Here is a 12,954-nt window from a genome sequence, read left to right as displayed (position 1 = left end):
TTTTTTTTTACACCCACCCCGCCCGCCGCCGGCTAACCATATTTGTGGGGGGGGCGCCCCCGCCTTGGCCCCCCCCCCCCCCCCACATCCGTACGGAACGCGTCTACCAGCGGTACCAACGGCCCTTGCGGCCACCATGGCCCGCGGGCCTGATGACGAAGCCGAGCAGCCAGACCACCAGCACGATGACGGCGATCCACCACAGGGCCTTGAGAGCGAAACCGGCGCCGAACAGGAGCAGCGCGAGAAGCAGGACGACGAGCAGGGGAACCATAGTTATCAACCTCCGAGCCATCGTGTGCCCCGCCGGTTTCCGGTCATGCTCCGCACAACTGTCTGTTTATGAATTTCTTACGTGGGCATCCGGAGGGGTTTGACCTGCGGCGATGAGCCGCGGGCGCACCGCCCCCTCCCCCGCGGCACAGGAACCGGCCACCCGCGGCACAGGAGCCGGCCCCGCGTCACAGGAACCGGCGGATGGGCTGGACCGCCAGTTCTCGGGCCCGCTGGACGGGAGAGCGTCTCTTCCACCGCCCCTCCCTGATCAGTTCGCTGACCGTCAGGTCTTCGTCGTAGTGCGCGTCCAGCGTCGCGGTGAACTCCGGGTCCAGGACGGCGAGCATGACTTCCTCGTCGTGATCGAGGGAGCGGCGGTCGAAGTTGGTCGAGCCGATCAGCGCGGCGACCCGGTCGACGGTGATGACCTTGGCGTGCATCATCGTCGGCTGGTACTGGTAGATCTTCACCCCGCACGCGGTGAGGTCCTCGTAGAAGTGCTGGCCGGCCAGCTGGCAGACCCGCTTGTCGGTGTACGGCCCGGGCAGCACGATCTCCACCTCGACGCCGCGCCGGGCAGTGGCGCACAGCAGATCGATGAAGTACCTGTCCGGTGCGAAGTAGGCGGTGGCCAGCCGGAAGCGTTCCTCGGCGGACTCCAGCATCACGCGGATCAGGGTCTGCATGTCCTGCCAGCCGAAACTGGCCGAGCCACGCACCACCTGCACGATGGCATCGCCCTGCGGCCGGTGCTCGATGAACCGGTCCCGCTCGTCGAAGAGTTCGTCGTGGCACTCGGCCCAGTTCTGCGCGAACGCCGCGGCGACGCCGTCCACCGCGGGACCACGGACCTGCACGTGGGTGTCCCGCCACTCCTGCGGGTTGCGGGCGTCGCCGCACCACTCCTTCGCGATCCCCACCCCGCCGGTGAAGGCGGTCTCCTCGTCGATGACGAGCACCTTGCGGTGGCAGCGGTGGTTCTGCTTCAGCGGGGAGAGGTACAGCGGCTTGCGGAACCACGCCACCTCCACCCCGGCCCGTTCCATCGCCCGGAGCTGCTCCGCCTCGATCAGCCGGCTGCCGAACCCGTCCAGCAGCAGCCGCACCCGCAGCCCGGCACGGGCGCGCTCGGCGAGGGCCTCGGCGAACTCGCGGGCGATGTCCCCCTTCCAGTACACGAAGGTCATCATGTCGACCGTGTGCTCGGCGGACCGTATCGCCGCCAGCATGGCAGCGAAGATCTCGTCCCCGTTGCGCAGGACCGTCAGCGCGTTGCCCTCGGTCGCGGCGATCCCGATCAGGCGCTCCAGCCGCCGTCGTATTCGCGCGACGCGGTCCTCGGCGGACGGAGTGTCGGGTGCCGCCGCCGCGTGCGGGGTCAGCTCGGCCGGCTCTTGCGTACTGGTCATGCCCTCACCTGGCCGGAACACGACGAGGAAACATCAGGCCGCGGCGCCCGGTCCGGCACGGGCTGAGCGGCCAGGCGACTGTACCCCCAGCCCCGGTCAGGTATGTGGCCGCCGGTACCCGGGCTCGGGCCGAGGGGGCCCGGCGGCCGGACGGCCGGACCCCCTGCGCCCCGTCACTCGCGCGTACGCCGCCGGTGGCTGGTGTCGCACCAGGGATAGCGGCGGCTGCGGCGGCAGGTGCACAGGGCGACCCGGAACCTGTCGGAGCGCACGGTGGAGCCGTCCTCCAGCGTGACCTCGACCGGTCCTTCGACCAGGAAGGGGCCTTCCCGCTGGACCGCGACACGGCAGGGGTCGGCCGCCCGCCCCGGCGGCGGGGACGGGTCCTTTGCGGCGCTCCGCGGCCCGTCAGGGAGTTCGTTCTGCACGGACGACCACCAGCTCTTCCTCGTTCTCGTCGGGCGCGACCAGGCCCCGCGCCCTCAGGTACTCCCGCCTGCCCCGCAGTACCGGGCCGAATCCGACGAAGGCGCGTTCGACCGTGGAGGCCTTGAGTCCGGCCTCGCGCAGGGTGCGCAGCGTCCGCTCCGGGTCGCTCAGCGCGCTGTGCACCATGAGCAGCACCCCGCCCGGGCTCAGCAGGGCGGGAGCCTCCCGGCACATGCGGTCCAGGACGAGCCGGCCGTCGAGTCCGGCGTCCCACGCCCTGGCCTTCCCGCGGGCCGGCAGATCGGGGCGGGAGGAGGGCACGTAGGGCGGATTGTTGAGGATCAGGTCGTACGTCCGGTCCGCGGCCGGGGCCAGCAGGTCGCCGTGGCGCACCCGGACCGGCAGCCCGGCGAGGCGGGCGTTCAGTCGCGCGTTGGCCACGGCGAGCCGGGAGACGTCCACGGCGGTGACGCAGGCCCCCAGCCGGGCTGCGGCGAGCGCCAGCGCCCCGGTGCCGGTGCACACGTCGAGGACCTGGGCACCGGGGGACAGCTGCTCCCGGTACAGAGCGGCGCGCAGGAGCGCGGTGTCGGACTGGGGGGCGTACACCCCCGGCAGCGCGAGGAAGGGTCTGCGGGGACGGCGGTCCACGGCCGGGGTGCTCACCGGGGCTCCCTGCCCGGTGGGCTGGGCGCTTCCCGAGGCACCCAGCAGCCGCCTCACGACGCCGCCCCGGCGGCGGGCTGGGGCTGCGCCAGCGGATCGAGCGGCTCCAGCGGCTCCCGCAGCGACGTCTTGCCCGCGTCCCAGCGCGCCAGCAGGTGTTCACCCAGCCGCTCCTCCAGGAAGTCGGTGGCGTCGATGCCGAACACGATGTCCGCGGCGAGGTGCGGCTCGGCCTCCAGCAGCCCGTCGATCACCTCGTGCCGTACCACCTGTTCGTGCACGGCGTCGGCCTCCACGTGCTCGGCGTAGAAGTGTTCGGCCGCGGGCCCCGCTCCCGTACGGGCCAGGGCCTCGGCGAGCCGGCGGGAGCCGGGCGAGGAGGTGATCTCCACGGCGGCGAAGTGCCCGACGAGTGCGCCGCGCAGGCTGCGGTGCAGGCCGAAGAGGGACATCACGTTGACGGTGGCGAGGATCTGGGCGCAGGCCGCGTCGAGATAGTGCCCGTACGTGGTGTCCAGTTGGAGGTCGCCCATCAGGTCGGCGAACAGGGTGGCGTGCACCCGCTCCGCCCGTCCTCCCCCGTACTCGTCGAACTCGATCGCCGCCATGCCCGCCTTTGCCCGCCCCCACAGCCGGGGCAGCACCCAGGCGTGCGGGTCGGCCTCCTTCAGGTGGTACAGGGAGCGCTGGGCCGCGTACTCGCGCAGCTGCCACAGCTCGCCGTCGTCGCGCAGCCGGTGCGAGACGCCGGTCCCGCGCACCGGCTCGACGAGGAGTTCGGCGAGGGCTTCGTCGACGCCGCGCGGCCGGGTCGCGTCCGCCCGCAGCGCGTCCAGGAACCGGTTCTCCAGCAGTCGCCGCAACGCGAGCAGCTCCGGATCCCATTCGAGGGCGTCGTCCACCCCGGCGAACCCCCGGTAGTGGAGCTCGTAACAGACGTACAGGGCGAGTTGAAGATCGTCGCCGTACGGATCGGCCCGGTCGACGAGGTCGGCGGCGGGCGGCGCGCCTCCTCCCCGGAGCACATCGATCACGGCGGCGGAGAGCGCGCCACGGGGCTGGGGCAGCACGGGTCCTACGAGGTCAGTGGGCATGAAACACGCTGTACCCCGGATCTCGGGGCTGGACACGGTGGGCGGGGCCGTCCGGGTTTGTGGGCCGTTCGGGTACGGGAGGGGCGAAGGGCCTGGGGGTGCCGGGAGGGACGGGGTGAGCACGTCGGCGGCCCGGGGTGAGCACGTCGGGGCCCCGGGGTGAGCGCGTCGGGGCCGAAAGCGGAGGGGAGTGCGTGAACCGGGCCCAGGCGGTCATCCGGTATCTGCGCGACGATCGGAAAACGGACGATCAGGGAACAGCCGATCGGAAAGCAGCAGACCGGGTACAGACGATCAGGCCGGCCGGACGCCCCGCCGCCCCACCGAGCCCCTGGAGGAACCATGGCTGTACGGCACCAGCTCATCCGCCGCCCGCCCCACGCCCTGTGGGAAGTCCTGCGGGACACCTCGCGCTACTGCGAATGGGTGGTCGGCACGCACTCCACTTCGCCGGGCGAGGGCATCTGGCCCATGCCGGGCTCCACCCTGCACTACACCGTCCGTCTCGGCCCCAAGGAATTCGAGGGCTCGACCGTCGTACGGCGTTACGATCCGCCGCACGCACTGGAACTGGAGGCCCGCAGCGGCCCGCTCGGCACCGCCCGCATCGCCCTGGACATCCGCGCGTGGGGCGAGCACACCCTGGTGATCGTGGACGAGCATCCGCTGCGCGGCGTGGGCGGTGCCCTGCACAACGGCGCGGTGGACTTCCTGCTGCAGCAGCGCCACCGCCGCATGCTCGGCAGGCTCGCCACCGTCGTCGAGGAGTCGGCACCGGAGGGCGGCCCCAGCAGGAGCGGCAGCGACCGGAGCGGGGACGCCGTCGATGTCTGAGTCCGACGCCGACGCCGTGGTGATCGGCAGCGGACCCAACGGGCTCGTCGCCGCGAACCTGCTGGCCGACGCCGGGTGGCAGGTCACCGTCCTGGAGGCGCAGGACGAACCCGGTGGCGCGGTGCGCAGCGACCGCGCCGTGCATCCGGACTTCGTCAGCGACACCTTCAGCGCGTTCTACCCGCTGGCTGCCGCCTCCCCCGTCATCGGCGCGCTCGGCCTGGACCGGTACGGCCTGCGCTGGAGCCACGCCCCGCACGTCCTCGCGCACCCGCTGCCCGACGGGCGCTGTGCGGTCCTTGACCGCGACCGGGCGGTGACGGCCCGCAGCCTGGACGGTTTCGCCGCGGGTGACGGGCAGGCCTGGCTGAAGCTGTGCGAGGGCTGGGACCGGGTGGGCGGGCCCGTGCTGGACGCCCTGTTCACTCCGTTCCCGCCGGTGCGCTCCGCGGCCGTCCTCGCCGCCCGGGTACGGGCAGCCGGCGGGCTGCGGTTCGTACGGGAGATGCTGCTTCCGGTGCGGCGGCTGGGCGAGGAGCGGTTCACCGGCGAGGGCGGCAGGCTGCTGCTCGCCGGGAACGCGCTGCACGCGGACCTCGCGCCGGAGGCGGCGGGCAGCGGCGGGTTCGGCTGGATGATGTCGATGCTCGGGCAGAGCCACGGCTTTCCGGTACCGGTCGGAGGTGCGGGTGCGCTCACCGATGCCCTGGTGGCACGGCTGCTGGAGCGCGGCGGAACCGTGCACTGCGGGCGGCGGGTCAGCGAGGTGGTGGTACGCGGCGGCCGGGCGCTGGGCGTACGCACCGCCGACGGGGAAGCGGTGCGCGCCCGGCACGCGGTGCTGGCCGATGTCACCGCCCCGCAGCTCTACGGCGAACTGGTGGACGGCCGCCACCTGCCCTCACGCGTCCACGACGACCTGAAGCGCTTCGCCTGGGACTTCGCGACGTTCAAGGTGGACTGGGCACTCGACGGTCCTGTCCCGTGGACCGCGCCGGAGGCGGCCGGGGCGGGCACCGTGCACCTCGCCGACAGCGTCGACGCGCTGACAAGGTTCGCCGCCCAGCTGGCCACCGGGCAGGTTCCCGACCGCCCGTTCCTGCTGTTCGGCCAGATGACCACCGCGGACGCCTCCCGCTCCCCCGCAGGTACGGAATCGGCCTGGGCCTACACCCACGTACCGCACGACATCCGCGGCGACGCGGGGAACGACCGGATCTCCGGACGCTGGGACAAGGGCGAACAGGAGGCGATGGCCGACCGGATGGAGGAGCAGGCCGAGCGGTACGCGCCCGGCTTCCGCGACCGGATCCGCGCGCGCCGCGTGCTCGCGCCCCCCACCCTCCAGGCCGCGAACGCCAATCTGCACAACGGGGCCATCAACGGCGGCACCGCCTCCCTGCACCAGCAGCTGGTGTTCCGTCCGGTGCCGGGCACCGGACGCCCCGAGACCCCGGTGCGCCACCTCTACCTCGCGTCGGCCTCCGCCCACCCCGGCGGCGGTGTCCACGGCGCGCCGGGCGCCAACGCGGCGCGCGCCGCCCTGCGCGCCAGGGGCCCGCTGCACTCCGCCGCGGTCACGGCCCAGCGGGTGCTGACCCGGCGACGGCGGTGACCTCGCTGCGTACCCCCCGCGGCGGCGCCGGGGCCGCCGGACCGCTCACGACCCGCACACCCGGCCCCGCTGCCCGCAGACCCGGCGCTGCCCGCACACCCGGCCCCGCTGCCCGCAGACCCGGTCGGCGCACCCCCGAGCCCCCAGAAGGAAAGGGACCATGATCGACGAGACCCTCCCCCTCCTCGTGAAGGGTTACGGCTGGCTGCCCGACCTGCGGCGCCGGCACGACGGCGAGGCCCTGTGGACGAGGCTGGCGGGCCGCCGCACCCTCGCCCTGCACGGTACGGACGCGGTGGCCTGGTTCTACGACGAGCGGCACGTCGTACGGCAGGACGCGCTGCCGGGCCCCCTCCTGGACACCCTGTTCGGCCGGGGGGCCGTGCACACCCTGGACGGCCGGGCACACCGCACCCGCAAGGCGATGTTCCAGTCCGTCCTCAAGGACCCCCACGCGGTGCACGCGCTCGCCGGACGCGCGGCTGCGGAGTGGGACCGGGCCGCGGCAGGGTGGGCGGACGAGGACCGGGTGGTGCTGTTCGACGAGTGCGCCGAGGTGCTGACGCGCGCCGTCTGCGCCTGGGCGGGGGTCGCGCTGCCCGACGGAGCGGACGGCGCCGGGCGTACGGCCGGCGACCTGGTCGCGATGGTCGACGGGTTCGCCGCGGCGGGCCCCCGCCACGTGCGGGCCCGCCGCGCCCGCAAACGCCAGGAAGCACGGATCGCCGGCCTCGTGACGGCCGCACGCGCACAGGACCGGGCACCCCAGGCACGCACAGAGGCCCCGGCACCGCAGGACGGGCCCGCCCTCCCCGGCGGGGACTCGTGCGCACTCGCCGCGGTGGCGCGGCACCGCGACGCCGACGGCACCCTGCTCGACCCGCGCACAGCAGCCGTGGAAGTCCTCAACGTGATCCGGCCGACCGTCGCCGTCAGCTGGTTCCTCGCCTTCGCCGCCCACGCCTTGCTGCGCTGGCCCGAGCAGCGCGAACGCCTCGTGAACGGCGGCGCCGACGAGGCGCTCGCCTTCGCCCAGGAGGTGCGCCGCTTCTACCCGTTCGCTCCCTTCGTCGGGGGCCTGGCCACCGGCGGAGCGACGTGGCGGGGCGAGGAGGTACCGGCCGGGACCCTGGTGCTGCTCGACCTGTACGGCCTGAACCACGACGAGAAGCTGTGGCCGGACCCGTACACCTTCGACCCGGGCCGTTTCCTCGGTCACCCGCCCGGCCGCGACACACTCGTCCCGCAGGGCGGCGGCGACCCCGCGGCGGGGCACCGCTGTCCCGGCGAGGACGTGACGCTGGCCCTGCTGAGCACCCTCGTGCCGCGCCTTGCCCGCCTGGAGTTCGACGTCCCCGCCCAGGACCTGACCATCGCGCTCCACCGCGTTCCGGCCCGGCCGCGCAGCGGAGTCGTCCTCGCGAACGTGCGGAACCCGGACGCCGACCGGCCGCTGGGAACGGTACCCACCCGGTGACGGCCGTGCTCACGGTCGCCTGCGGCCAGGCGTCCCGGACCGCGCGAGGTGGGGGCGGCTCCCCCGGCTCGTATCTGAACCAGGGGGGCCTGGCCGGGTCGGCCCCCAGGGCAAGCCACCGCACCCGGCCTGCGCACCGAGTCCCCCGTACGGCCGTTCCCATGCATGCGGGGACCCGCGCCGTGCCGAAGCCGGGAATCGCCGTGTGGAAGCAATGGATCCGGGCACCCGGCTGATCGTGCGACAACGCTCCCGGTGCAGCCGTACGGGCGCAGCGGCCTTGCGGCCGGTGATTCCGTCCCGGCGCCGGGGCACCCCTTTTGCATCGGTGCCCGTACGGATTCCGGTGCGACAACTGACCGACCGACCCGCCCCGGCCGGGCTCCCGTACTGTCCGGCCCAGCTCCGACACGAAGGATCGACGTGGACAACCCCTTCTCCGGCAAAGGTGTACGGAACAACCCGGACGCCACCCCCGACATCCCCGGCCGCCCCGCCCCCGAGCCGCCGCAGCTCGACGAGCCGACGCAGGTGCGCGAGCCGCTGCCGCCCAAGCCGGACCAGCGCGGCCCCGCCACGGTGAGCCCCACCGGCGAGGCCACCGGTGTCGACCAGGAAGTGGTGGCCCAGCGGGACGCCTACCTGACCACCGCGCAGGGCGCCCGGCTGTACGACACCGACCACTCGCTGAAGGCCGGCGAGCGCGGGCCGACGCTGCTCCAGGACCACCACCTCCGCGAGAAGATCACCCACTTCGACCACGAGCGCATCCCGGAGCGCGTCGTGCACGCGCGCGGGGCCGCCGCCCACGGTGTGTTCAAGGCGTACGGAACGGCCGCGAGCGTCACCAAGGCCGCGTTCCTGACGAAGGACGCGGAGACCGAGGTGTTCGTCCGGTTCTCCACCGTCCTGGGCTCCCGCGGCTCCGCCGACACCGTCCGCGACACCCGCGGTTTCGCGACGAAGTTCTACACCGGCGAGGGCACCTTCGACCTGGTCGGGAACAACATCCCGGTGTTCTTCATCCAGGACGCGCTCAAGTTCCCCGACGTCGTGCACGCGGCGAAGCCGCACCCGGACAGGGAGATCCCGCAGGCGCAGAGCGCCCACGACACGTTCTGGGACTTCGTCACCCTGCACACCGAGGCCACCCACCACACCCTGTGGAACATGTCCGACCGGGGCATTCCGCGCTCGTACCGGATGATGGAGGGCTTCGGCGTCCACACCTTCCGCCTGGTGAACGCCGAGGGTGCCACCACACTCGCGAAGTTCCACTGGAAGCCCAAGCTGGGCGTGCACTCCCAGGTGTGGGAGGAGGCACAGATCACCGCGGGCATGGACCCCGACTTCCACCGCCGTGACCTCGCCGACGCCATTGAGGCGGGCGCGTTCCCGCAGTGGGAACTGGGCGTGCAGATCTTCCCGGACAACCCGGAACAGGTCTTCGAGGGCATCGATCTGCTCGACCCGACGAACCTGGTGCCGGAGGAACTGGCGCCCGTGCAGCCCGTCGGTCTGCTCACCCTCAACGCGAACCCGGTCAACTACTTCGCGGAGACCGAGCAGGTCGCCTTCCACCCCGGGCACCTCGTACCGGGCATCGACGTCACCGACGACCCGCTGCTCGCGGGCCGGCTCTTCTCCTACCTGGACACCCAGATCAGCCGGCTCGGCGGCCCCAACTTCGGCCAGCTGCCCATCAACCGCCCGCACGCCCCCGTCAACGACATGCTGCGCGACGGCATGCACCAGACCGCGGTGCACAGCGGGGCCGCGCCGTACAAGCCGAACTCCGTCGACGGCGGCTGCCCGTTCATGGCCGGTGAGGACGTCTCGGCGTACGTCGAGGTCCCGCAGGCGGTGGCGGCGGGCCGCAAGGTGCGCGAGGCACCGGCCACCTTCGCGGACCACTTCAGCCAGCCGCGGCGGTTCTGGCTGAGCATGACGCCGGTGGAGCGCGAGCACATCATCGCCGCGTACACCTTCGAGCTGAACAAGTGCTACGAACAGGCCATCAAGGAAAGGGCGTTGAAGGTCCTCGCCAACATCGACCCGGAGCTGTGCCAGGAGGTGGCGACGGGACTCGGCCTGCCGGCCCCGGAGGCCACCGAACCGCTCGCCTCCGTCGAGCCCAGCCTGGCGCTCTCCCAGATCGGCGGCAGCTGGCCGACGGACGGCCGCATCATCGGGATCGTGGCCGGTGCCGACGGTGACCTCGCGGGCCTGCGGGCCGTACGTCAGGCCGTGCTCGACGCGGACATGGTTCCGCTGGTGATCGCTCCGGCGGGCGGCAAGCTGGACGACGGGCAGGGCGAACCGGTCACCGTGCAGCGGACGTTCGCCACCGCGCGCTCGATCGAGTTCGACGCGATTCTGCTGGCGGGCACGCCGCAGGCCGGCGCGGACGCATTCGGGGCGCGGGACGCCAAGGCCGACGAGCTCTCCACGGTGACGACCGACCCGCGGGTGCTGTTGCTGGTCTCCGAGGCCTACCGGCACGGCAAGGCGATCGGCGGCTGGAGCGGTGCGCTGCCGGTCCTCGAGGCGGCGGGCGTACCGGACCTGGCGCCGGGCGTGGTGCTGGGCGACGAGGGCGCCGATGTGCTGCGGACGATCACCGGGCTGCTGGCGAAGCACCGGGTCTGGGAACGGTTCCCGGCCGGGGCGTGACACGCGGCGTCCGGAGCAGGGCGCCTGACACACGGCGCCCGACACACGTCGACTGCGGACGGCGGGTCACTCCTCCGTACCGGTCGACACATGCGGGGTTCCCACGGGCACGGCTCGTGGGAACCCCGCCGGCGCGTGCGGACGGGTCGCGGGAACCCGGCCGGCGCGCGGGGACGCCTCGTGGGAAGCCCGCCGATGCGCGGGGACGCCTAGTCAGCGCGCTGTAGCGCGGTGACCGGCACCGTTGGACGGGAGGGAGGTCAGCCGCCCTGGCCGGCGCTGCCGATCGGACCGACCGTGACGGGCTGGCCCGCACCGTCCGTGACGGGCAGCGTGCCCGTTCCGGGCCGGGCGAGGGCGACCGACTTGGTCGACCGGCTCGCTGGTGCGCTGTCTCCCGGTCACCGCCCAGCCACTTCGCGAGGATCGAATCCTCGAAGAGGCCGCCGTCACGGCGCTGACCCGCAGCACCTGTGCGCGGTGTTCAACATCACTCCGGTGACCGGACTCAGCTGCACCCGCTTCTTCCACGCCGGCCCCACCGACAGCGACGACGTATCCCGCTGCCGCCTGGAGACATCGTGACCACCCACCACGCTCACCTGCTCGCCGCCATCGTCGAGCTCGGCGGTGAGCTGGAGCTCCCAGCTACCCGTAACGGGCGCTTCAGGGGCACGGTCGTCCCAGAAGGCTGCGCGCTCAGCGACGCCGCCCGCCGCCGACGCGGCGGTCGTCGGCCAGTGCGGTCAGCGGGCCGAATTCGCGGGCAAGCTGGTCCCACGTCAGAACCTCGCCACAGCGGGCCGGGAACTCCTTCGGGTTGAACTCGGGCATGGTCCAAGTGCCATTGCCCCGGTCCCGCAGCCACAGGTCCCCGTCACCGTCGACCACAGTCGGCGGGGCCGGTACGGGCTCGGCCTGCTCGGCATCCCAGGTGACCCGGCCCGGGTGGGAAACGCGGCGCAGCTCGGCGGTGGCCAGCCGCGCGACCGAGTCACGGGTGGACTCCTCGGCGTCCTTGACCGACTCGAGTCGGAATGCGTCGTCAAGTACGGGCAGGGCTGGATTCTTGCTGCGCTTTGAGCTCATACGCTGGCTACCTCCGGTGGGGGGCGTCACATCCGTTATGGCACCCCGTAGAGGAACACGGTATCCGAGGCGGGAGCCGGGCCGTCTACGACCACTGTCCAGGTGGAGGCGCCGGCACACCGGGCGTGGGGCCAGGTGGTGAGCTGGTCCTGGACGTGGGGCAACCCGTGACGGTCAGATAGGGCGGTCCGGGTCGGAGAAGGTGAGGCCGCCGGGGGCGAGCGGACGTCGGGCCCGGGCGGGTGCGGGCTCGGGCTCGGTCTCGCCGGGCGGCTGGCGGAAGTCGGCGCCCTGGGCGATGGGCATCAGCCGGCGCCCACCCGCCTGGGCAGGTACGGGAGCGTCGGAAGCGGGCTCGGAGAAGACAGGCAGCGAGATCGGTCGAGGGTCGGTCATGATCCCCAGTCTCCCAGGTCCGGCCCTGCGGGTAGGGCCAGGCCGCCGCTACCAGCGGTAAGAGTGCTCTGACCCTGGCCGGCAGGGCCAGGCTGAGCCAATGGCACCGGCCGGCGGGTGTACGGGGCCGGGGGCGCCCGGCCGCACGTGTACGGCGCCGTACCGCCTGGCCGCACGTGTACGGCGTCATACCGCCCATCCGCAGGTGTACGGCGCCGGCGCCGGCCTCAGCCGCGCTCCTACAGCATCCCCCCGGTGGCGGAGATGGTCTGGCCGGTGATCCAGCCGGAGTCCGGTCCCGCCAGGAAGGCGACGATGCCCGCGATGTCGTCCCCGGTGCCCAGGCGGCCGAACACGGTGTTGCGGGCGGCGCGTTCCAGGAGCCGAGGCGGCATGGACTGCCGCAGCATCTCGGTGTCGGTGGCGCCCGGGGCCACGCAGTTCACCGTGATGCGGCGCGGTCCGAGTTCCTGGGCCGCCACCGCGGTGAACTGCTCGACCGCGGCCTTGCTGGCGGCGTACACAGCGTTGCCCGGCGTGGGGCGGCGTACCCCGATCGAGGACATGGTGATGACGCGGCCGCCGTCGCGCAGCCGGGTGGAGGCGTGCTGGAGGGCGAGGAAGGTGCCCTTCGTGTTGACGGCCATCACACGGTCGTAGGCCTCCTCGCTCGCCTCCTCGATCCGCGAATGGGGCAGCCATACCGCCGCGTTGGCGACCAGCACGTCGAGGGGGCCCGTCTCCTGTTCCGCCGCCGCGAAGAGTCCGGCGACCGCGGCCGAGTCGGCCAGGTCGGCACGTACCGGATGGGCACCGGTGGCCGCGGCGACCTCCTTGGCCGCTCCCTCGGCCCGGTGGTAGCCGAAGACCACCCGGGCGCCGTCGGTGGTGAGGCGCTCCACGATCGCCCGGCCGATTCCGCGCGAGCCGCCCGTGACCAGCGCCGTACGTCCCGTCAGACTTCCCATCAGACCCCACCCGACTACATTGAGTTGA

At 73.0% G+C, this 12,954-nt stretch carries 12 protein-coding genes and 1 pseudogene; 4 read left to right on the top strand and 9 right to left on the bottom strand.

The annotated features are described in order from the left end of the window. Window positions 1-103 precede the first annotated feature (103 nt). From ACFWVV_RS35505 to ACFWVV_RS35485, 5 genes are all read right to left on the bottom strand, one after another. Window positions 104-274 (bottom strand): hydrophobic protein, encoded by a 171-nt coding sequence (locus ACFWVV_RS35505; RefSeq protein WP_384357923.1) that lies wholly within the window; start codon window positions 272-274, stop codon window positions 104-106. Between the two features lie 187 nt (window positions 275-461). After that, window positions 462-1,685, bottom strand: coding sequence for a phosphatidylserine/phosphatidylglycerophosphate/cardiolipin synthase family protein (locus ACFWVV_RS35500; protein ID WP_384357921.1), 1,224 nt, complete (start codon window positions 1,683-1,685; stop codon window positions 462-464). Window positions 1,686-1,858: 173 nt separating this feature from the next. Further along, window positions 1,859-2,113, bottom strand: coding sequence for a CDGSH iron-sulfur domain-containing protein (locus ACFWVV_RS35495; RefSeq protein ID WP_384357919.1), 255 nt, complete (start codon window positions 2,111-2,113; stop codon window positions 1,859-1,861). Next, window positions 2,094-2,780, bottom strand: a complete 687-nt coding sequence (locus tag ACFWVV_RS35490; protein WP_384357917.1) for a HemK2/MTQ2 family protein methyltransferase — start codon at window positions 2,778-2,780, stop codon at window positions 2,094-2,096. Before ACFWVV_RS35490 ends, ACFWVV_RS35495 begins: the two co-directional genes overlap by 20 nt. 53 nt (window positions 2,781-2,833) lie before the next feature. Next, complete coding sequence (locus ACFWVV_RS35485; protein WP_384357915.1) at window positions 2,834-3,874, bottom strand: iron-containing redox enzyme family protein; 1,041 nt, start codon at window positions 3,872-3,874, stop codon at window positions 2,834-2,836. A gap of 342 nt (window positions 3,875-4,216) precedes the next feature. Between ACFWVV_RS35485 and ACFWVV_RS35480 the strand changes: the two genes are divergently transcribed. The 4 genes from ACFWVV_RS35480 to ACFWVV_RS35465 all read left to right on the top strand — a co-directional run bounded on the left by ACFWVV_RS35480 (window position 4,217) and on the right by ACFWVV_RS35465 (window position 10,473). After that, on the top strand, window positions 4,217-4,708 hold the full coding sequence (locus tag ACFWVV_RS35480) for an SRPBCC family protein (RefSeq protein ID WP_384357913.1): 492 nt from the start codon (window positions 4,217-4,219) through the stop codon (window positions 4,706-4,708). Beyond that, the gene (locus ACFWVV_RS35475; RefSeq protein WP_384357911.1) at window positions 4,701-6,323 is read left to right on the top strand and encodes a phytoene desaturase family protein; all 1,623 of its coding nucleotides are present in this window, start codon (window positions 4,701-4,703) and stop codon (window positions 6,321-6,323) included. Before ACFWVV_RS35480 ends, ACFWVV_RS35475 begins: the two co-directional genes overlap by 8 nt. Before the next feature lie 160 nt (window positions 6,324-6,483). Next, window positions 6,484-7,800 (top strand): cytochrome P450, encoded by a 1,317-nt coding sequence (locus tag ACFWVV_RS35470; RefSeq protein ID WP_384357909.1) that lies wholly within the window; start codon window positions 6,484-6,486, stop codon window positions 7,798-7,800. Window positions 7,801-8,223: 423 nt separating this feature from the next. Then, the gene (locus tag ACFWVV_RS35465; RefSeq protein ID WP_384357907.1) at window positions 8,224-10,473 is read left to right on the top strand and encodes a catalase; all 2,250 of its coding nucleotides are present in this window, start codon (window positions 8,224-8,226) and stop codon (window positions 10,471-10,473) included. Between the two features lie 260 nt (window positions 10,474-10,733). Here the strand turns inward: ACFWVV_RS35465 and ACFWVV_RS35460 are convergent. The 4 genes and pseudogenes from ACFWVV_RS35460 to ACFWVV_RS35445 all read right to left on the bottom strand — a co-directional run. Then, window positions 10,734-10,844, bottom strand: a pseudogene (locus ACFWVV_RS35460) (DUF4232 domain-containing protein); the annotation flags it as partial. A gap of 328 nt (window positions 10,845-11,172) precedes the next feature. Next, window positions 11,173-11,562: a hypothetical protein gene (locus ACFWVV_RS35455; protein WP_384357905.1), complete on the bottom strand. Its 390-nt coding sequence runs from the start codon at window positions 11,560-11,562 to the stop codon at window positions 11,173-11,175. A gap of 174 nt (window positions 11,563-11,736) precedes the next feature. Then, window positions 11,737-11,958 carry a hypothetical protein gene (locus tag ACFWVV_RS35450; RefSeq protein WP_384357903.1) on the bottom strand — a complete coding sequence of 74 codons (222 nt, stop codon included), beginning with the start codon at window positions 11,956-11,958 and terminating at the stop codon, window positions 11,737-11,739. Window positions 11,959-12,197: 239 nt separating this feature from the next. Then, window positions 12,198-12,926 (bottom strand): SDR family oxidoreductase, encoded by a 729-nt coding sequence (locus ACFWVV_RS35445; protein WP_384357901.1) that lies wholly within the window; start codon window positions 12,924-12,926, stop codon window positions 12,198-12,200. Between the last annotated feature and the right edge of the window lie 28 nt (window positions 12,927-12,954).

It is taken from the genome of Streptomyces sp. NPDC058663, assembly GCF_042716745.1.
Taxonomy (GTDB): Bacteria; Actinomycetota; Actinomycetes; order Streptomycetales; family Streptomycetaceae; genus Streptomyces.
This window is presented reverse-complemented; position numbering and strand designations above follow the sequence as displayed.

What these genes read in the sequence shown, in the direction of transcription:
- ACFWVV_RS35500 (WP_384357921.1), bottom strand. Translation starts at nt 1,685, where the DNA reads ATGACCAGTACGCAAGAGCCGGCCGAGCTGACCCCGCACGCGGCGGCG.
- ACFWVV_RS35485 (WP_384357915.1), bottom strand. Translation starts at nt 3,874, where the DNA reads ATGCCCACTGACCTCGTAGGACCCGTGCTGCCCCAGCCCCGTGGCGCG.
- ACFWVV_RS35480 (WP_384357913.1), top strand. Translation starts at nt 4,217, where the DNA reads ATGGCTGTACGGCACCAGCTCATCCGCCGCCCGCCCCACGCCCTGTGG.
- ACFWVV_RS35450 (WP_384357903.1), bottom strand. Translation starts at nt 11,958, where the DNA reads ATGACCGACCCTCGACCGATCTCGCTGCCTGTCTTCTCCGAGCCCGCT.
- ACFWVV_RS35470 (WP_384357909.1), top strand. Translation starts at nt 6,484, where the DNA reads ATGATCGACGAGACCCTCCCCCTCCTCGTGAAGGGTTACGGCTGGCTG.
- ACFWVV_RS35505 (WP_384357923.1), bottom strand. Translation starts at nt 274, where the DNA reads ATGGTTCCCCTGCTCGTCGTCCTGCTTCTCGCGCTGCTCCTGTTCGGC.
- ACFWVV_RS35445 (WP_384357901.1), bottom strand. Translation starts at nt 12,926, where the DNA reads ATGGGAAGTCTGACGGGACGTACGGCGCTGGTCACGGGCGGCTCGCGC.
- ACFWVV_RS35455 (WP_384357905.1), bottom strand. Translation starts at nt 11,562, where the DNA reads ATGAGCTCAAAGCGCAGCAAGAATCCAGCCCTGCCCGTACTTGACGAC.
- ACFWVV_RS35475 (WP_384357911.1), top strand. Translation starts at nt 4,701, where the DNA reads ATGTCTGAGTCCGACGCCGACGCCGTGGTGATCGGCAGCGGACCCAAC.